Below are 18,330 nucleotides of genomic sequence, written 5' to 3' on the forward strand. Positions count from 1 at the left end.
GCTACCCGGAGCTTCCCGGGCTGGTGTGCCAGAGGGCGGACCTCGGCGGACGCTTGATCGCCGGACCGGCGTGCGCGATGTCGGAGTACGGGGACATCGCGAAGCCGGTCGGGTGGACGACGCGGCGGCCCACCGGCCGGCCGTGCGAGGCCGTACCGCTCATCGCGGCGCGGACGGCGTCCGGCCCGCCGCGCCGCCACTCCTCGTACAGGACGTTCAGGTCCCAGCAGGCGCTCGCCGTGATCGACACGGCGCGGTCCCCGGCATGGCGGACGCGGCCGCGCGCGACGAGCAGCCAGGAGCCGAACACGGTGGCGGCGCACCGGTCCTGCACCGACTCGAAGAAGGTGAGGTCGACCGGGCCCGTCGCGTCGTCCAGCGTGGCGAAGATGACGCGCTGCCCGGACCGGACCGCCGGGGTCTGCGTGGCGACCTTGACCCCGGCGACCAGCACCTCGCTCCCGGCGGGGCGTCCGGGCAGGTCGGCGGCGCGGACGACGCCGAGCCCCGCGAGCAGCCCGTCGTAGAAGGTCAGGACGTGCCGGCTCACGTCCATGCCGAGGATGTCCAGCTCCGCCTCGACGATCTCGGACGGCGTCATCGGCGGCAGCTCCCCCGCCGGGATCTCGTCGGCGAAGTCGACCTCCAGGCCCGCCTCGTCGGCGAGGGCGAGCTGGCCCTCGACCGGGGCGGTGCGGGCGGTGGCGCGGTCCAGGGCGCCGACGCGGCAGAGCAGGTCGCGGCGCGGCACGCGGGCGTGGACGCCGTCGAACGCCCCGGTCAGCACGAGCCGCTCCGCGGTCGGCCGGGACACCCCGGCGCGGCGCCAGAAGTCGGCCAGCGACCCGTACGGCCGGGCGCCGACGATCGCACCGACCTCGGCCTCGGAGATGCCCTTGACCTCGCTCAGCGCGACCCGGATCCCGGTCGTCCCGCCTTCGGAGACGGGTTCGGCGTGCCAGTCGGCGGCCGAGCGGTTGACGTCCAGCGGCAGGATCGGGACGCCGAAGTGCCGCGCGTCGTCGAGGATGACCCGCTTGGGGTACATGCCGGGGTCGTGGGTGAGGACGCCCGCGTAGAAGGCGGCCGGGTGGTGCCGTTTCAACCAGGCCGACTGGTAGGTGGGCAGCGCGAACGACGCGGCATGGGCCTTGCAGAAGCCGAACGCGCCGAACGCGGTCAGCGTCCGCCAGACGCGCTCGACGGTCGGCCCGTCGTAGCCGCGCGCCAGCGCCCGCTCCCGGAACCAGGCGCCGACCACCTCCTGGCCGCGCTCGTGGCCGAGGCTCCGCCGCGCCGCCTCCGCCTGCGACAGTCCGCATCCGGTCATCGCGTCGACGACGCGGAGCACCTGCTCGTGGAAGACGACCACGCCGAGGCTCTCCCGCAGCGCCGGTTCGAGGTCGGGGTGCGGGTAGGCGGGCTCGCGGGTCCCGGCGCGCGCCTCCAGGAACGGCGACACCATGTCGGAGTTGACCGGGCCCGGCCGGAACAGCGAGATGTCGATGACCAGGTCGTCGAGGTCGCGGGGCTGGAGCCGGCCGATCAGGTCGCGCTGGCCGGGCGACTCGATCTGGAAGCAGCCGAGCGTCCGGGACGTGCGGATCAGCGCGAACGTCGCGGGGTCGTCGCGCGGGACGTCCTCCAGGACGATCTCCTCCCCCGACAGCCGCGCGACCTCCGCCACCGCGTGCGCCATCGCCGACTGCATGCGGACGCCGATCACGTCGAGCTTGAGCAGGCCCATCGCCTCGACGTCGTCCTTGTCGAACTGGCTCATCGGGAACCCGGCCGCGGCCTGCTCGATCGGCGTCCGGTCCCGCAGCGTCGGGTTCGACAGCAGTACGCCGCACGGGTGCATGGCGATGTGCCGGGGCAGGCCGTCCAGGCGCTCGGCGATCCGGAACAGCACCTCCAGGCGGCCGGCGGCCAGGTTGCTCTGCCGCAGCTCGGGCAGGTCGTCCAGGGCGGCGCGGATCTGGCTCGCCCGGATCCGCGGGAACGCCTTGGCGATCGCGTCGATCTCGGCGGGCGGGAGCCCGACGGCGTTGCCGACGTCGCGGAGCGCGCTGCGCGCCCGGTAGGTCTCCATCATCGACACGCACGCCGTGCCGTCGGCGCCGAACCGGTCGAACAGCGCCCGGTACGCCTCCAGGCGGCGCGCCGACTCCACGTCCAGGTCGATGTCGGGCAGGCCCTCGCGGCTGTCGGCGAGGAACCGCTCCATGAGCAGGCCGTGCCGCAGCGGGTCGAGGTCGCCGATGCCGAGCAGGTAGTTGACCAGGCTGCCCGCGCCCGACCCGCGGATCGCGCAGCGGATGCCGCGCTCCCGGATCAGCGCGGCGGCGTCCGCGACGGTGAGGAAGTACGGCGCGAGGCCCTTCCGGGCGATGACGCCGAGTTCGGCGTCGAGCCGGCCGGCGGCCTCGGCCGACCCTTCGAGCCCGCGCCGGGCCATCCCGTCCGCGCACCGGGCGACGAGCCGGGCGTACGGGTCGCCGTGCACGGCCGGCAGGTGGACGTCGTCCATCCCGAGATCGCGGCCGGGGTCGAGCACGCACCGCTCGGACAGCCTCCGGGTCGCCGCGAGCAGCGCCTCGGCCTCCTCGGGGCCGCAGGCCAGCTCGGCGGCGCGGCGCATCTCCGGGACCGACTTCAGGTAGGCGTGCCCGGTGTGGTCGTCCAGGTGCCGCCGGTCCAGCGGGACGAGCTTGCGCGTGACGTCCAGCACCTGCGCGACCGGGTGATCGGCCGGCTCCAGGTACCGGACGGCGTTGCCGAGCACGGCGGGCACGCCGGCGTCCCGGGCGAGCGCCAGCATCCGCGCGGCGCGCGGCCCGTCGCCCCTGCCGTGGTGGTTCACGATCTCGACGGCGGTCTCGGCGGTCGCGCGCCAGGCGTCCAGCCGCGCCGCCGCGGCGTCCGGGCGCCGGCCGGCGACGGCCCGCCCCACGTCGGACGCCGGGCCGAGCAGGACGATGAGCCCCTCGGCGTGCGCGCCGACCATCTCCCGCGTGACCACGGGGTTCCCGCGCCCGCCCGCCGCGTGCGCCGCAGACACCAGCCGGCACAGCGACCGCCACCCGGCCCGCCCCTCGGCGAGCACCACGATCCGCTCCTCCCCGGTGGAGACGACCCGCAGGTCGGCGCCGACCACGGCGCCGAGGCCCGCGTCCGCGCAGGACCGGACGTGGCGGACGGCCCCGTACAGCCCGTCCCGGTCGGTCAGCGCGAGCGTCTCCATGCCGAGGTCCGCCGCGCGCTCGGCCAGCGCCGCGGGCGAGGCGGTGCCGTGGCGGAGCGAATAGCCCGAAGCGACATGAATGTGCACGTCAATCCCATACCCGCGAGAGCAGCCAGCTGTCGGCGGCCACGTCATGGCGCAGCTCGTAGACGCCGATCTCCCGGTCCGGGGTCGCCTCGACCCGCCAGAACTCCCGCTCCCCGGTGGCCTCGCCGGCGGGCTCCTGCTCCCGCCACCAGTCACGGGTGGTGACCCAGTGCTCCAGCACCCGCCGCACGGCGTAGAGCCGGCCGCGCCAGACGAACCGGACCGGACGGCCGTCGGTCACCCAGACGTCCACCGGATCGCCGAACACGCGTGTCATCTGCCTCCCCCTCGCGCTCACCGCACGGGGGAAGGACATGCGGACGTTCGAACAAACGTTCGCCTCGGAGTCTAGGGAAGGGGCCGCCCCGGGAGCAAGGCGGGATCAGGTCAGGAGGCGGGTCAGTTGGTCGGCGGCCGCGCCCACGTCGGTGACGTCGGCCATGCCGCCGTCCGGCCACAGGTAGGACCAGCCGTCGGCCACGGGGGTCGCGACGACCATCAGCCGGCGCCGGGTCCGCGGGCCGTAGACGGCCAGCAGCGACTCCCCGGGGCCGGCGAACCGCCAGCCGAGGCCCCGGGCCTCGACCTCGCGCGCGAGCGCCGCGAGGTGGCGCCGGCGCATCTCGGGAATCTCCCGTTCACCGACTACAGACACTTCAGCCGCCCATCACGGTCCGAGCCGTCCCGATGACCTCGGGCGATCATCCGGCGACGAATGGTGACCGTCCCTCAGCATGACCCGAAAACCGCGGCTGCGCAGCGAGAATCCGCAGAGTGGGACGGCTGTTTCCCGTTACCGCGGGGATGGTTCCCGGGGAGGGGCGCGGCACGCCGCGTCCGGCCGCGCCAATCGCGGCGGCCGGGCACGGCGGCCGGGCACGGCGCGCGCGCGTTCCGGCGGGCGGAACCCGCCCGCATGCGGAGGGTCCGTCCGTGATAGAAGCCTCTAGGAAACGGGCACGCCACGCCCGCGCCAGCCAGATAGAAGGAGCGAGCCGATGAGCGCCGTCCCCGCCGGCGACCCGTCAGGCCATGTCCCAGCACCGGACCGCGCGCTGGCCGGGCTCCGCGAGCGCAAGAAGCAGCGGACGCGGCTCGCGCTCATCGACGCCGCCCTGGACCTGTTCACCGCCAAGGGCTACGAGGCCACGACGATCGACGAGATCGTGGCGGCGGTGGAGGTGTCGCAGCGGACGTTCTTCCGCTACTTCGCCACCAAGGAGGACGTCGTCACGAGCTTCCTGAGCGAGCACGACCAGGTGCTCGCCGAGGCGCTCGCGGGACGGCCGCCCGGGGAGCGGCCGTTCACCGCGCTGTTCGAGTCGCTGCGGGTGGTGCTGCGGACGATCGCCGAGAGCGACCCCGCCGAGGGCGCCCGGTTCCGCCGCGTCCGGAAGGTGATCGAGTCGACGCCGTCGCTGATGGCCGCGCAGATGGCGCGCTACTCGGCGTCGGCGGAGTCGCTCGCCGACCAGATCGCGCGGCGGGAGGGCGTCGACGTGGAGCACGATCTGCGGCCGCGGATCGTCGTCGCGTTCTACCTCGCGACGGTGAAGGTCGCGTTCGAGGAGTGCGCCCGGCGCGACATCTGGGACGCCGGGACGGTCGCGGCCCGGGTCGAGGAGGCCGTCGCGCTCGCCGGCCGGACGATGCGCGACTGGGTATGACCGCCCGGCGGCGGGACCGGGGGAACAACCGGCGGAGGCGGCGGGTTTCGCAGATCACCGACCACTGATCAGGAGGGCCGCACATGCGCGCGATCGTCATCACCCGGAACGGCGGACCCGAGGTCCTGGAGCCCGCGGAGCGCCCCGCCCCGGAGCCCGGCCCCGGCGAGGTGCTGATCGACGTGGCCGCGGCCGGCGTCAACTTCATCGACGTGTACTACCGGAAGGGCGCGTACGCGCAGGAGCTCCCGTACACGCCGGGCGTGGAGGCGGCGGGGACGGTCGCGGCGGTCGGCGACGGCGTCCGGGAGTTCTCCGCCGGCGACCGTGTGGCCTGGGCCAACGTGCAGGGCGCGTACGCGGAGAAGGCCGTCGTCCCGGCGGACGTGGTCGTCCCCGTCCCGGACGGCGTCACGCTGGAGGACGCGGCGGCCTCGCTGCTGCAGGGCATGACGGCGCACTACCTGACCCGGTCGACGTATCCGGTCCGGGAGGGCGACACCGTCCTCGTGCACGCGGCGGCGGGCGGGATGGGCCTGCTGCTCACCCAGGCGGCCAAGGCGCTCGGCGCCCGCGTCATCGGCACGGCGTCCACCCCGGAGAAGGAGCGGCTCGCCAAGGACGCGGGCGCGGACGTCACCATGGGCTACGACGGTTTCGCCGACCGGGTCAGGGAGCTGACCGGCGGCGAGGGCGTCGCCGCCGTGTACGACGGCGTCGGGGCGCCCACGTTCGACGGGAGCCTGGCGAGCCTGCGGCGGCGCGGAACCCTGGCGCTGTACGGGGCGGCCGGGGGCGCGGTGGCGCCGTTCGACCCGCAGCGGCTCAACAAGGCCGGGTCGGTGTACCTGACACGGCCGACGCTCGCCCACTACGTGGCCGAGCGCGAGGAGCTGCTGGAGCGCGCCGCCGACGTCTACGGCTGGGTCGCGTCGGGCGCGGTGAACGTGCACGTCGGGCACCGGTACGACCTCGCCGAGGCCGCCTCCGCGCACGCCGACCTGGAGGCGCGGCGCAGCACCGGCAAGCTCCTGCTGATTCCCTGACCGGCCCTTGGCGCTCCCCTGACTCCCTTAGGCTGGGCCGGAAAGACGATCTTTCCGAGGAGCACCGCCCCCCATGACGACGACCGCCGCCGGACCGCTGGAGCAGGACGAACCCCGCGTCCTCGGCCCCTACCGCCTGCTCGGGCGGCTCGGCCGCGGCGGCATGGGCACGGTCTACCTGGGCGCCGAGCCCGACGGGCGGCGGGTCGCGGTGAAGGTCGTCAACCGGGACCTCGCCGGGGAGCCCGCGTTCCTGGAGCGGTTCCGCCGCGAGGTGACCGCCGCGCGGCGCGTCCACCGGTTCTGCACGGCGCCGGTGATCGACGCCGAGCTCGACCAGGACCCGCCCTACATCGTCACGGAGTACATCGACGGGCCGAGCCTGGAGAAGGCCGTCGCCGAGCGGGGCCCGCTGCCCGGCTCCGACCTGGAGGGCCTCGCGGTCGGCGTCGCGACCGCGCTCGCCGCCATCCACGGCGCCGGGATCGTCCACCGCGACCTCAAACCGGCCAACGTGCTGCTGTCGTCCACCGGCCCCCGCGTCATCGACTTCGGCATCGCGCGGGCGCTCGACGCCCCCGACGGGCCGACCCGCACCGGCCAGTTCGTCGGAACCCCGTCCTATATCGCCCCTGAGGTCCTGCGCGGCGAGCCGGTCGAGCAGGCGTCGGACGTGTTCGCGTGGGGCTGCGTCGTCGCCTACGCCGGGACGGGCCGCCCCCCGTTCCAGGGCCGGACGGTCGCGGAGACGTTCCACCGCATCGGCCACGAGGACCCCGACCTCACCGGCCTCGACCCGCGGCTGCGCGAGATCGCCGCCGCCGCGCTCAGCAAGGAGCCGGCGGCGCGCCCGATGGCGCGGCAGCTCCTGACCCGGCTCGTCGGGCAGGAGAAGGCCGACCCGGAGCGCGCCGCCGAGACGATCTCGATGTCGTGGCGGGGCCCGGATCCGGCCCCGGCCCCCGCCCCGGTGCCGGAGCCCGCGCCCGCCGCCCCGCCCGTGCCGGACGCGGAGGTCCCGCGGCCGCGTCCCGTCCCGGCGGCCGAACCCGTCCCGGCGCGGGAGCCGGAGCCGGACGGGGAGCCGGCTGTCACGGTCGACCTGCCGTTCCCGGCCGCGTGGCGGGGGCCGAGGCGCTGGTTCACCCTGCTCAGGGGCCTGCTGGTCATCCCGCACCTGGTCGTGATGCTGGTCATGTACGCGCTGCTGGTGGTCGTGATGGTGGGCAGCTGGCTGGTGATCCCCTTCACCGGCCGCTACCCGCGCCCGCTGTACGGGCTGGTCGTCGGCTGCCAGCGCTGGTCGAACCGCGTCGTGGCGTACGCGTTCGGGCTCACCGGCGAGAAGCTGCCGCCGTTCCGCACCCTCCCCCGCGCCCGCCGGACCTCCCACTAAGGTTCTACGGACAACTCCCCCGATTCCCCTTCAGGATCGATCACGATGACCACGCACGCAGGAGAGAACGGCGAGGCCCTGCGCCCCGAGGACCCCGCGGAACTCGGCCCCTACCGGCTGATCGGCCGGCTCGGCCGGGGCGGTATGGGCACCGTCTACCTCGGCGAGGACACCGCCGGGCGCCGCGTCGCGGTGAAGGTGATCAACCGGGAGCTGGCCGGGGAGGGCGCGTTCCGGGAGCGGTTCCGGCGCGAGGTGACGGCGGCGCGGCAGGTCCGCCGGTTCTGCACGGCCCCGGTGATGGACGCCGAGCTCGACCACGACCCGCTGTACGTCGTCACCGAGTACATCGAGGGCCCGAGCCTGGAGAGCGCCGTCGCCGATCGGGGCCCGCTGCCCGGCTCCGACCTGGAGGGCCTCGCGGTCGGCGTCGCGACCGCGCTCGCCGCCATCCACGGCGCCGGGATCGTCCACCGCGACCTCAAACCGGCCAACGTGCTGCTGTCGTCCACCGGGCCCCGCGTCATCGACTTCGGCATCGCGCGGGCCCTGGACGCCTCCGACGGGCCGACCCGCACCGGCCAGTTCGTCGGGACGCCGAACTACCTGCCGCCCGAGCTGCTGCGCGGCGAGCAGGTGTCCCCCGCGTCCGACGTGTTCTCGTGGGGGTGCGTCGTCGCCTACGCCGGGACGGGGTCCGCGCCGTTCGCGGGCAGCACCGTCCCGGAGATCTTCTACCGGGTCGTCCACGAGGAGCCGAAGCTGGACGGGCTCGACCCCGGCCTGCGGGACGTCGTCGCCGCCGCCCTCGACAAGGACCCGCGGCGCCGGCCGACCGTCCAGGAGGTGCTCGGGCGGCTCGTCGGCAACGGGACGACGGACCCGGCGACGCTCGCCGAGACCGTCCAGGCGGGCTGGCATGGGCCGTCCGGGCCGTCCGGGCCCGGCGGCGGGCCCGCCGGGGCGGGCACGCAGGCGTCCGCCGTGCCCGCCGCCTTCCAGCAGCCGAACGGCATGCACGGCGCCGACGTCACCCGGCGCGACGCGCGTCCCGGCTCCGGGTCGGGCGGCGGCCTGCCCGGCCGGGCGCTGGCGATCGGCGGCGCGGCCGTCGCCGCGGTGGTGGTGCTCGCCGTCCTCGGGTTCACCCTCCTGCGGTCGGACGGCCCGCCCGACGACCTGGCGACCGCGTTCAGCGACGCCTTCTCCAGCCCCGACTCCGGCTGGGGCGACATCTACGACAAGACCTACGGGTACGCGGACGGCAAGTACCGCATGCAGACCAGCGGCACCATCGGGGCGGTCACCCGCTGGGTGCCGAAGGACAAGGCCGAGGACTTCCCCGACCCGATGCTCGCGACCGTCACGGTCTCGGTCGAGCAGGGCCCCGCCGACGGCGCGTTCGGGCTGATCTGCCGGGGCAACGAGGACGCCAAGAAGCAGTACGTGTTCCTCGTCCGCCACGACGGCAAGGGCGCCGTCCTCCGCAAGGTCAACGGGGACGTCGGCACGAAGGACCTCGCCGTCCCCGACTCCGTCCCCGGGTTCGACTCCGACGGGCCGAACAAGGTCCAGATCGCCTGCGAGGGGCAGGAGGAGGACGGCCCGAAGGTGCGGCTGCGGCTCTGGGTGAACGGCGAGAAGGTCATCGACGAGACCGACACCGACCAGCCGCTGCCGAACGGCTGGGTCGGCCTGCAGACCGAGCGGGGCGGGAACAAGGCCGAGCAGATCGTCGCCGACTTCGACGACTTCGACATGTCGAAGATCCTGAGCTAGCCCCCGGCCCGGCCGCTCTCGGCCGGGAGGTAGCCGTTCGTCCAGCGGGCGAGCTCCTCGAACACCCGCGTGCGGACCGGTTCGGGGGACAGCACCAGGTCGTGCAGGCCCCCGTCGATCCGGACGAGCGTGACGTGCCGTCCGATCCGGGGCGCGTACCGGGCCATATGCTCGACGTCCAGGACGGCGTCGGCGCCCGTCACGTCCAGCACCTTGCGGGTCGGGCGGACGCTGCGCGTCGACGCCATGACGAGGACCGGCACGTCGACGTCCAGGCCCCGGTGCAGGCGGAGCTGCCCCCGCCGGACGGCCGCGAGCCACGCCGCCCGCACCGGGAACCCGAGGAGCGGCTTCCAGGCGAGGTCGAAGTCCCATTCGCCCTCGTGCTCGCGGTGCAGGCTGCGCGGGTACCGGTCCGACACGCCCGCCGGCAGCTTCGCCTTCGGGAACCGGGAGCGCAGCGCCCGCGCCAGCCCGGCGCCGGCCTTGCGCATGACGAGCGGCTCGGCGAGGTCGAAGAACGGGCTGTTGAGGAACAGGCCGTCGACCAGGCCCCGGCCCTTCACCCGGTCGGCCCAGAGGGCGGCGATCAGGCCGCCGGTGGAGTGGCCGTTCAGCAGGAGCGTGTCGTGGCCGTCCACGTCCCGGACGATCCGGACGGCCTCGCCGATCTCCGGGAAGTAGTCCGAGAGGCTCTCGATGTAGTTCGGGGTCTGGTGCGGGCGCAGCGAACGCCCGTACTTGCGCAGGTCGAGCGCGTAGAAGTCGAAGCCGAGGTCCACGTAGAAGTCGGCCAGGTGCTTCTGGAAGAAGTAGTCGATGAACCCGTGCAGGTACAGGACCGCCCTGCGCGACGGGTCCGGGCGCCGGCGGCGCACGAGCGTCGCCACGACCTCGCCCTCGGCGTCCCGGCCCATCGGCAGGTCGATCGCCTCGTACTCTGGGCCGAGCACGTCATCCGTAACGTCCACGCTTCCTCCCGAACCCGGCCGCCGTTCCCGGCGTCCAAGCGTACGGGCGCGCCGCCCAGACGGGGACCGGCCACCCCGTCCGCGCGTCCGAAAACTGAAACGATGACTCCTCCGCTCCGGGAGACGCCATGCAGGCCCCCCTTCGTGACCGTGACCCGCGGCAGCTCGGCCCGTACCGGTTGACCGCGCGCCTCGGGCGCGGCGGCATGGGCACCGTGTTCCTCGGCGCGGACGGCGCCGGGCGGCAGGTCGCGGTCAAGGTCATCAATCCCGAGCTGGCCGACGACGAGACGTTCCACGAGCGGTTCCGCCGGGAGGTGACGGCCGCGCGGCAGGTCCGGCGGTTCTGCACGGCCTCGGTGCTGGACGCCCGGCTGGACGGCGACCCCCTCTACGTGGTGACCGAGTACGTCGCCGGCTCCTCGCTCGACGAGGCCGTCAAGGAGGGCGGGCCACTGCGCGGCGGCGACCTGGAGGCCCTCGCGGTCAACATCGCGACCGCGCTGAGCGCCATCCACGCCGCCGGGATCGTGCACCGCGACCTCAAGCCGTCCAACGTGCTGCTGTCCCCGACCGGGCCGCGCGTCATCGACTTCGGCATCGCGCGGGCGCTGGACGCCACCGACGGGCCGACCAGAACCGGCCAGTTCGTCGGCACGCCCGCCTACATCGCGCCGGAGCTGATGCGGGGCGAGGAGATGACCCCGGCGGCGGACGTGTTCTCCTGGGGGTGCGTCGTCGCCTACGCGGGCACGGGACGCTCCCCGTTCGGCGGCGGGGCCGCCCTGGAGGCGATCAACCGGGTGATGTCCGCCGAACCCGACCTGGAGGGCCTCGACCCGGCGGTGCGGGACCTGGTGGAGCGGTCGCTCGCCAAGGACCCGGCGGGACGTCCGGCGGTGAAGCAGCTGATCCAGGCGCTGACCGGCGAGGACGAGCCGCGCGAGACCCCGCCCGCCGGGCTTCCGGCCGCAGGAGCGGCGTCCGCGGAGCCGCCGGCCGCGGAGCCGCCGGCCGGGGAAGCGCCGGCCGGGGAAGCGCCGAACGGGGAAGCGCCCGCGATGCCGCCGCCGGGCACGCTGCCGCTGCCTCCGCCGGAGCCGCTGACCGCCGTCGACTCCGTCCCGCCCACGCATCCGGCGGGCGCGCCGCCGGCGTCCCCGGTGCCCGGGCTGCCGCAGCGAGGGCCGCGGGAGCCGCGCCACGTGCTCATCGTCATGGCCGTGATCTTCGCCGTCATGGCCGGTGGCATCGGCTTTCGCCTCCTGGCGAACGGGAGCGGGAAGCCGGACGACTCCGCGACCACGGCGGCCGCCCACCTCGGCGAGCGTCCCCCGGACGTCAAGGACAAGGTCTTCGACGACAAGTTCAGCGACGAGACCTCCGGCTGGAAGACCGCCACCACGCCCACCTGGGACGCCTCCTACCGCGACCGCAAGTACGAACTCCACGTGCTGCCGACGACGACGCACACGATCGTCGACGCGCCCGTGGCTGACGTCCCCGACTCCCAGCTCATGGAGGTCAAGGTCGACTCCAACGAGGCCGGCGGCGAAGCGGGGGTGTTCTGCCGCGGGCAGAGCGGCGGCTTCGCGTTCCTCCTGCGCGCGGACGGGGTGGCCCGCATCGCCAGGCTGGACGGCGGTCAGGTGAAGGGCGGGCTTGCGGTCGGCAAGGCCACCGACCTCGACGACGGCGACAACCGGATCCAGGCCGCGTGCGTCAAGCGGAGCGGATCGGCGATCGACCTGGCCATGTGGGTGAACGGCGAGCGGGTGGTGTCGTCCGCGTCCACGCCGGCGGCGGGCGGCGAGTCCGGTCCGAGCGGCCTGCTCGTCGTGCGTCCCGAAGGCGCCGCCGGGTGGCCCGAGGCGGTGTTCGACAACTTCTCGCTCTGCTCCGTCTGAGCCCGGGGCGGGGTCAGTCCTTGCGGCCGGTCGCGGCGACGGTCACGCCGAGGCCGATCATCATCAGGCCGCCGGTGCCGCCGATCGCGGCGAGGCGGCGCGGCGAGCTCGCGAACCAGGCGCGGGCCGTCCCGGCGGCGATGCCCCACACGCTGTCGCTGAGCAGCGCGATGACCGCGAAGATCACCCCGAACACCATCATCTGCACGGCGGCGTGGCCGTGCTCGCGGACCACGAACTGCGGCAGGACGGCCGCGAAGAACACCGTCGTCTTCGGGTTCGTGACGCCGACGACGAAGCCCTGGAGGAGCGCGCGTCCGCCCGTCCCGTCCGCCTCGTCCGCGCCGACCGCCTCCTGCAGCGAGCGCCGGTGCCGGATGGCCTGCACCCCCAGATAGACGATGTAGACCGCGCCGACGATCTTCAACGCGGTGAACACGACCACCGACCGCTCCACGACCGACCCGATGCCGACCGCGACGGCCGCCGTCAGCACGAGCGCGGCGAGCACCCCGCCCACGACACCGGCGAGCGCGGTGCGGCGCCCGTGCGCCAGCGCCCGTCCCACGACGAACAGCACGGACGGACCCGGGATGATGATGATCGCGAACGCCATCACCGAGAATGCCAGCACCTGATGCAGCGAAACCATGGCCGCACACTACGCAGCATGGACGACACGTCCCACTGAATATCTCGCCGCCGCCGCGCCGTTCCGGTGTCCGGGGGCGGACGGCGCGACGATCGTGACTTAGACCACGATCTCTGCCAAAGTCTGGATCATGACCGCCCCTGCGTCCGAGGCGTCGCGGCCTGTCGAGACCTCGTCCGACGCGCCGGTGATGGCCTGGCGGCCGCTACTGCTGATGGCGGGCGCGCTCGGCGTGCTGCTGCTGGCCCTCAGCGCGCGCTACGGCTACCACCGCGACGAGCTGTACTTCCGGGTGGCCGGACGGCATCTGGCCTGGGGGTATCCCGACCAACCGCCGCTGCTGCCGCTGATCGCGCGGGCGGTCACGGCGGTCTTCGGCGACTCGCTCGTCGCGCTGCGCGTCCCGGCCGCACTGTTCTCCTCCGCCGGCGTGATCGTCGCCGCGCTGACGGCGCGCGAGATGGGCGGCGGGCGGCGCGCGCAGCTCCTGACGGCCGCGTCCTACACGGTGTGCCCCTTCGCCGTGGCGATCGGGCACACGTTCTACACGGCGACCCTCGACCTGCTGCTGTCGACGGGGATCGTGTGGCTTACCGTCCGGTGGGTGCGGACCCGCGACCAGCGGCTGCTCCTCGCCGTCGGCGCCGTGGCGGCGCTGGCGCTGAACGTGAAGTACCTGGCGGCGTTCCTGCTGGCCGCGCTGGTGGCCGGGCTGCTGGTGTCGGGGCCGCGCGAGCTCCTGCGGCGTCCGATGCTCGCGGCCGGGGTGCTCGTCGCCGTCCTGGCGGTCGTCCCCGGGCTGGTGTGGCAGGCGCGGCACGGCTGGCCGCAGCTCGACATGGCGAGCGCGATCGCCGACAAGGGGGACTTCGCCGGACGGCCCGGATTCCTCCCGTTCCAGCTCATCCTGACCGGCGTGTTCACGTCCTGGCTGTGGATCTACGGGCTGTGGCGGACGTACCGGTCGGACGGCCTGCGCACGTTCCGGTTCCTCGGGCACGCGTACCTGCTGCTGAACGTCCTGTTCCTGATCACCGCCGGCAAGCCGTACTACCTGAGCGGGCTGTGGGCGGCGCTCTGGGCCGCCGGGGCCGTCGAGGTCGAGCGGAACGGCGCGCCGCGCGGTTTCGGGTGGCTCACGTCCGTCCCGGTGTACGTGATCACCGGGATCACGACCGTGCTGCTGACGCTGCCCGTCTACCCGGTGCAGTGGCTGGCCGACACGCCGCAACCGGTGATCAACGCGGACGCGGCCGAGACGGTCGGCTGGCCGCGCTTCGCCGCACAGGTCGCCGGCGTCTACCGGGCGCTGCCGCCGGACGAGCGGGCCGCGGCGACGATCGTCGTCGGCAACTACGGCGAGGCCGGGGCGCTCGACAAGTACGGGCCCGGCCTCGGCCTGCCCCGCGCCTACAGCGGCCACAACGGCTACTGGTACTTCGGGCGCCCGCCGGACACGGGCGGCCCCACCATCGTGGTCGGCCCGGACACCGTCGCCGAGGGCGCCGGGCTGCGGCGGTTCTGGTCGGACGTGCGTCCGGTGGCGCGCATCGACAACGGCGTCGGCCTCGACAACCAGGAACAGGGCAAACCGGTCTGGGTGTGCCGGGGGCGGCGCGCGTCGTGGACGCAGCTGTGGCCCGAGTTCAAGCAGCTGTCGTGACCGTCACGCGGCGAGGACGTCCCAGACGCCGGCGCGCCGCACCATCAGGTTGTGCGTGAGCAGGCTCGCCGCCGGGACGTCCCAGCCGGGGTCGGTGTTGTCGCGGTCCTCGGCCCACACCTGCGCGACCGCCCAGCGCAGCTTGTCGACGCCGTCGGGGTGGCCGGTACCGGACGCCACGAACACGTCCCGCGCGGGCGCCGCCACGACGAGGTCGCCGTCGACGTCCTGCGCCAGCTTCTCCAGGAACCCCTCGTCGAGCAGCAGGCCCGACTCCAGGCTGCCGCGCCCGGGCGCGCCGCCGAGCGACACCGTCACCGCGCGGACGTCCGGATACCAGCTGAGGCTCAGCTCCGGCCGCAGGTCGCGCAGGTTGATCACCGCGCGGCGGCGCAGCTCGCCCGGCGCCACGTTCAGCTCGGCGCAGTGCCGGCGCGCCACCTGCTCGTGGCGGTGCCCGGACGGGACGCCCTCGTCGGCGGTCTCCAGCGCGTAGGTGACGTACAGGTCGCCGGCGAACGGGTCGCGGATCGGCTCCTCGTCGGCGGGCAGCGGGAACTCCAGCTGGACCTCCGCCGGTACCCGCGCCTTCATCAGCGGGACGATCAGACTGGACCGCGGGTCGGTCACGGGACGTTCCTCCTGGTACCTGGTGCGGCCTGAGTGGATCACCTTACCGCCGCGGCGGGCGGTTCCGGAGCGCCACCGGGAGGCACGACGGGCAGCCCGGCGGGCGCGCCCTTCTCGATGATCCGCCACAGGGCGCCGGTGTCCATGTGCTCTTCGACGAGGTCGCCGAGCGCGTCGAGAGTGGCCTCTCTGAGCCGCTGGAACGACACGTCGGGGGCGGGGGTGAAATCCCTTCGGGCATGCTGGGCCACGTCCTTGAGGAAGGCCCTTCTGAACGCGTCGTTCTCCATGGCGCCATGCCAGGTCGTGCCCCAGACGGCGCCTTTTCGGCAGCCGTCCAGGAATGGCTCGCCGTGTGCGGTGACGACGCCGTGGTGAATCTCGTAGGCGTGGACGTCCTCGCCGTAGGCTTCGCCGATGGGACGCCCGAGGATCTTCTCTTCCCCGAATTCGACTCTCGCCGGTAGAAGGCCGAGGCCGTGCACCGTTCCCCTTTGGGACTCGATGTGGTCGACGATCTCCTCGGCGAGCATCTGGTAGCCGCCGCAGATGCCGAGCACAGGGCGCCCTTCTCTGGCCCGTTTCCGGATTTCGTCGGCCATTCCCCTGCCGCGCAGCCATTCGAGATCGCTCACCGTGGCCCTGGTACCCGGAAGGACGACGAGATCGGCCTCCGCGAGGTCGCCGACGCTGGCCGCGTACCGGACGATGACGCCCGGCTCGCATGCCAGGGCGTCCAGGTCGGTGAAGTTCGAGATGCGCGGGAACCGGACGACGGCGATCCGGAGCGCCTCTTTCCCGTAGGGGCCCTTGGCATCGGGTCGGGGGGCGTCCAGCGCGAGGGTGTCCTCGCTGTCGAGATACAGGCCGAGTTTCCAGGGCAGAACGCCCAGCGTCGGCCGCCCGGTGAGCGCTTCAAGCTGTTCGAGCCCCGGCTTCAGCAACTCATACGCGCCTCGGAACTTATTGATGACGAACCCCGCGATGAGAGCCTGGTCTGCCTCCTCCAGCAGTGCGACCGTCCCGTACAGGGACGCGAAGACGCCACCCCGGTCGATGTCGCCGACGACCACGACCGGCAGGTCGGCCGCCCGCGCCAGGCCCATGTTCACGATGTCGCCACCGCGCAGATTGATCTCGGCCGGGCTCCCCGCGCCCTCGCAGACCACGACGTCGTACTCGGCCCGCAACTCCTCAAGGCTTTCGAGCACGACGGCCTTGAGCCTTTCCTTATGCCTGCCGTACTCCAGCGCGTCGACCTCCGCGACGGGCCGCCCCAGTACCACGACCTGACTGCGCCGATCGCTTCCCGGCTTCAGCAGCACGGGATTCATCACGGCACGCGGCTCGACGCCCGCCGCCTGAGCCTGCATGTACTGCGCCCGTCCGATCTCCGCCCCGTCACTCGTCACCATCGAATTCAGCGACATGTTCTGGGCCTTGAACGGCGCGACCTTCACACCTTGCCTGGCCAGCCAGCGGCACAATCCCGCCGTGACGACGCTTTTACCGGCGTCCGACGTCGTCCCGGCCACGAGCAGCCCGCTCACCGCAGCACCCCGATCACCACGGCCGCAGCGAATGTCACCGCCGCCGAAAGTCTGACGGCCCTCCTGATGTCGTTCACCTCGGGCACCCTGCCGTCCCCCATCTCGGGACGCCGTTCAACACGTCCCCCATAGGCATTGACACCGCCCAGCCGCACATCGAGCGCACCCGCGAAGGCCGCCTCGACCTGCCCGGCATTGGGACTCGGATGCTTCTTCCCGTCCCGCCTGAGCACCCGCCAAGCCCCGGGCCCCCCGCAGGCCACGACCAGCCCCGCAGTCACCCGAGCCGGAATCCAATTGGCGAAATCGTCCAACCTCGCCGCCGCCCACCCGAACCGCTCATATCGCGGACTCCGGTACCCGACCATCGCGTCCAGCGTATTGATGGCCCGATACATCAGCAGCCCCGGAATGCCCGCCACCGCTCCCCAGACCAACGGGGCCACCGACGCGTCCGAAGTGTTCTCCGCAACGGACTCCACAACCGCCCTGCTCAACCCTGGCGCATCCATCCCCTCGGGATCCCGTGCGCACAAATGGGAAAGGCGCGCCCTCGCGGCCTCCAGATCACCCTGCTCCAGCACACGCGCCATGACGAGCCCTTCACGTCCCAAGGACGTCCCGCCGAGTACAGCCCAGGTAGCCACCGCAGTGGCAAGCCCGTGCACACCGAACCGTCGGCTCACCCGCTCCAGCACAACGCCAACAGCCCCCGCGCCCCCCACAAGCACCCCGGCATAGACAACCCCGCGCCACCGTGAATCCCCATAGACCGAACCCTCGACGACCGAAGCGACACGCCCGAACCCCGCAACCGGATGCCACCGCCTCGGATCCCCCAGCAGGGCGTCGAGCACGACACCGCCCACAAGCCCCTCAGCAGAGCCGCGCATCGAGTTCATCCCAGTGCCCCTCCAGCCAGTCCTGCGCGCGGCGGATCCGTGGCCCGGCGCCGCCGTCCCAGATCCGCGCCCACCCGCCACCGCGCTGCGCCCTGGCCCGCATGGCCCGGTACGACCGCTCGAACCGCACCCGCGCCGCCGGCAGCACATCCCGCCGCAACTCCCGCGCCAACCCGTACGCGTCACAGAAGATCTTGATCCTTCGCCCGACATCGGCCCCGTACAACAGGGCATCCCGGTCGGCCGGATCCTCGATCGGCGCCCAATGCCGCAACGCGGTGACAACATCGAACAACCGCGTAGTGGGCCGAGCCAGATCGAAATCGATCAAAGCCGCCGGCGCCCCACCCCGGAAGACCACGTTCTCCGGTGTGACATCGCAGTGCCCAACGATCTCGGGTTCCCCGTCCAAATTGGAGAGGTCCCGATCCCACCCGACACCCGGCACACCATACGAGGCCACAGCATCGTGGTAGCGCCGCAGCAGCCGCCCGACACCCCGCAGCGCGTCCTCCGAAACGACATACGCCGCCAGCGGCCGGTGCGGCACCTCCCCCGGCACCCAGCTGAGCACCTCGCGCCCGCGCTCATCGACACCGAGCACCCGCGGCGCCCCGTCGAACCCCACCGCCTCCAGATGCCGCAGCACCCCGTGCACAGCCGGACTATGCGCCCCGACCGGCCTCCGCACCGTCTCCCCGACCCGCACCACGCCCTCCGACACGTCCCCACCGGAGAGCGGCACCTCAACGTCCACAGCCACAGCACCCAAAGATAGATCCCGAAGCACACCCCCACGTCCCGCGTGTGACGTCGTTATAGATGTGGAGCTGAGG

At 73.3% G+C, this 18,330-nt stretch carries 15 protein-coding genes; 6 read left to right on the top strand and 9 right to left on the bottom strand.

What is annotated here, in order from left to right:
- Position 1: 1 nt before the first annotated feature.
- The 3 genes from ABFX46_RS23725 to ABFX46_RS23735 form a co-directional block, all read right to left on the bottom strand.
- Entirely contained in the window at positions 2–3,331 is a 3,330-nt protein-coding gene (locus ABFX46_RS23725; protein ID WP_346045266.1) for a DNA polymerase III subunit alpha, read from the bottom strand.
- A gap of 1 nt (position 3,332) precedes the next feature.
- Positions 3,333–3,608 carry a DUF6504 family protein gene (locus ABFX46_RS23730; protein ID WP_346045267.1) on the bottom strand — a complete coding sequence of 92 codons (276 nt, stop codon included), beginning with the start codon at positions 3,606–3,608 and terminating at the stop codon, positions 3,333–3,335.
- A gap of 105 nt (positions 3,609–3,713) precedes the next feature.
- Positions 3,714–3,953 (bottom strand): hypothetical protein, encoded by a 240-nt coding sequence (locus ABFX46_RS23735; RefSeq protein WP_346045268.1) that lies wholly within the window; start codon positions 3,951–3,953, stop codon positions 3,714–3,716.
- A 376-nt stretch (positions 3,954–4,329) separates the two neighbouring features.
- Between ABFX46_RS23735 and ABFX46_RS23740 the strand changes: the two genes are divergently transcribed.
- The 4 genes from ABFX46_RS23740 (at position 4,330) to ABFX46_RS23755 (ending at position 9,219) form a co-directional block, all read left to right on the top strand.
- Positions 4,330–4,998, top strand: coding sequence for a TetR family transcriptional regulator (locus tag ABFX46_RS23740; RefSeq protein ID WP_163063487.1), 669 nt, complete (start codon positions 4,330–4,332; stop codon positions 4,996–4,998).
- 83 nt (positions 4,999–5,081) lie between these two features.
- A complete protein-coding gene (locus ABFX46_RS23745) occupies positions 5,082–6,044 on the top strand; it encodes a quinone oxidoreductase family protein (RefSeq protein WP_346045270.1) in 963 nt (320 codons plus the stop codon).
- Positions 6,045–6,117: 73 nt separating this feature from the next.
- Positions 6,118–7,440, top strand: a complete 1,323-nt coding sequence (locus ABFX46_RS23750) for a DUF4389 domain-containing protein (RefSeq protein WP_346045272.1) — start codon at positions 6,118–6,120, stop codon at positions 7,438–7,440.
- Positions 7,441–7,485: 45 nt separating this feature from the next.
- Positions 7,486–9,219, top strand: a complete 1,734-nt coding sequence (locus ABFX46_RS23755) for a serine/threonine-protein kinase (RefSeq protein WP_346045274.1) — start codon at positions 7,486–7,488, stop codon at positions 9,217–9,219.
- Here the strand turns inward: ABFX46_RS23755 and ABFX46_RS23760 are convergent.
- Positions 9,216–10,190, bottom strand: coding sequence for an alpha/beta hydrolase (locus ABFX46_RS23760; protein ID WP_346045276.1), 975 nt, complete (start codon positions 10,188–10,190; stop codon positions 9,216–9,218). The two genes, ABFX46_RS23755 and ABFX46_RS23760, sit on opposite strands and share 4 nt — an antisense overlap.
- 128 nt (positions 10,191–10,318) lie before the next feature.
- On the opposite strand from ABFX46_RS23760, the gene ABFX46_RS23765 reads away from it, so the two are divergent.
- Positions 10,319–12,097, top strand: a complete 1,779-nt coding sequence (locus ABFX46_RS23765; RefSeq protein ID WP_346045278.1) for a serine/threonine-protein kinase — start codon at positions 10,319–10,321, stop codon at positions 12,095–12,097.
- 13 nt (positions 12,098–12,110) lie between these two features.
- On the opposite strand, the gene ABFX46_RS23770 is transcribed toward ABFX46_RS23765, so the two are convergent.
- Entirely contained in the window at positions 12,111–12,749 is a 639-nt protein-coding gene (locus tag ABFX46_RS23770) for a LysE family translocator (protein WP_346045280.1), read from the bottom strand.
- Between the two features lie 130 nt (positions 12,750–12,879).
- Here ABFX46_RS23770 and ABFX46_RS23775 point away from each other — a divergent pair, with 130 nt between their 5' ends.
- Positions 12,880–14,412, top strand: a complete 1,533-nt coding sequence (locus ABFX46_RS23775) for a glycosyltransferase family 39 protein (protein ID WP_346045282.1) — start codon at positions 12,880–12,882, stop codon at positions 14,410–14,412.
- Positions 14,413–14,415: 3 nt separating this feature from the next.
- Here ABFX46_RS23775 and ABFX46_RS23780 read toward each other — a convergent pair whose 3' ends face one another.
- From ABFX46_RS23780 to ABFX46_RS23795, 4 genes are read right to left on the bottom strand one after another with little or no spacing between them, the layout of a single operon-like run.
- Entirely contained in the window at positions 14,416–15,042 is a 627-nt protein-coding gene (locus ABFX46_RS23780) for a DUF1444 domain-containing protein (protein ID WP_346045284.1), read from the bottom strand.
- Positions 15,043–15,080: 38 nt separating this feature from the next.
- Entirely contained in the window at positions 15,081–16,592 is a 1,512-nt protein-coding gene (locus ABFX46_RS23785) for a cobyric acid synthase (RefSeq protein ID WP_346045286.1), read from the bottom strand.
- Positions 16,589–17,494, bottom strand: a complete 906-nt coding sequence (locus ABFX46_RS23790) for a cobalamin biosynthesis protein (protein WP_428831299.1) — start codon at positions 17,492–17,494, stop codon at positions 16,589–16,591. Before ABFX46_RS23790 ends, ABFX46_RS23785 begins: the two co-directional genes overlap by 4 nt.
- On the bottom strand, positions 17,469–18,152 hold the full coding sequence (locus tag ABFX46_RS23795; protein ID WP_346045287.1) for a phosphotransferase: 684 nt from the start codon (positions 18,150–18,152) through the stop codon (positions 17,469–17,471). Before ABFX46_RS23795 ends, ABFX46_RS23790 begins: the two co-directional genes overlap by 26 nt.
- Positions 18,153–18,330: the final 178 nt, after the last annotated feature.

Origin of the sequence: Actinomadura chokoriensis, from assembly GCF_039529475.1 — a bacterium.
Classification (GTDB): domain Bacteria; phylum Actinomycetota; class Actinomycetes; order Streptosporangiales; family Streptosporangiaceae; genus Spirillospora; species Spirillospora bangladeshensis.